General features: G+C 70.7%; 2 protein-coding genes. Both read right to left on the bottom strand.

The features are described from left to right. On the bottom strand, positions 1-656 hold a 656-nt coding region (locus ABVB68_RS36830), incomplete at its 3' end, for a hypothetical protein (protein WP_353605580.1). Next, positions 637-1,000, bottom strand: a 364-nt coding sequence (merT, locus tag ABVB68_RS36825; protein WP_353605579.1) for a mercuric ion transporter MerT, incomplete at its 5' end; no start/stop codon positions are given. The genes merT and ABVB68_RS36830, both read right to left, overlap by 20 nt.

Genomic DNA, 1,000 nt, shown 5'->3' with positions numbered 1-1,000 from the left:
GCCAGTGCCAGGCCCATGGCGATGTGGGCGAGCAGGGTGTCGGCCACGTACGGGTTCCAGGCGCTCGCGTATTTGCCGGTGCCGAACGCGCCGAGCATGGGTGCCATCGGGGGCAACAGCATCATGCCGACCCACACGACGAACACCGAGAACGCCACCGGACCCCACCAGCGGGTGCGGCCGAACACGATGGAATACACCAGCGCGAAAGAGATGCCATTGAAGAAGTGGTAGACGATTCCCAGCGTGTAGGAAGCCAGGGTCGGGGCGGCCATGTGGTCGGCGCCGGTGATCATCGCACCGAACATCGTCGGCTCATCGTCCGACAGGTATCCCAGGTGCACGCCCGCAGAGCGGACGACCTCGAGGGCGGCGGTCAGCGCGATCCCGCCGAGGACGCCGACCGCGATCCGGTTGGCCAGCCGCGGGTATTCCGCGAAATGGGCGTAGCCGCCGATGGCGAAGACCAGCAGCATGCCGGGCAGCCCGATCGCCCAGAACAACACCTGCATCGAGGCCAGGCCGCCCCTGGTGGTCGCAGCCACGATCAGCAGCGACGACAGGCCGCCTGCGGCCAGCGCGAGCAGCGTCAACACGGTCTCCCGCACGCCCATCGGGGTGTCGGTCGGCGTGGTCTCAGTATTCGAGGTGGTCATGGCGCACGCTCTCGAGGTGGTGATCGCCCGGGGCGGCGGGCCCGTCCGCACCCGGTGGTGTCGGGCAACACCGGGCGGCCTTGCCTGCGGCGCGCCGCCGCAGGGTGTAGCCGACGGCGGCGGCCACGACCAACAAGCCGGCGCCGAGCAGCCACGGGCTGGTCAAGACGCCACCGAGACCGGCGAGCACACCACCGGCGATCAGGGCGGGACCGGCACAGCACACGCCCACCGCCAGCGCCCCCCCCCCCGCGACCGCGAGCGGCCCGGCGACACCGCCGGAACGCTTGGGCGCGTTCATCGTTGGCCTCCGTTCTCGCCCGTGGGGATGCGGGTGCAGCACT

Source organism: Streptomyces sp. NPDC096012 (genome assembly GCF_040426375.1).
Taxonomy (GTDB): Bacteria; Actinomycetota; Actinomycetes; order Streptomycetales; family Streptomycetaceae; genus Streptomyces.
Note: the sequence above shows the minus strand (reverse complement) of the source record. Positions and strands in the feature narration are given on the sequence as shown.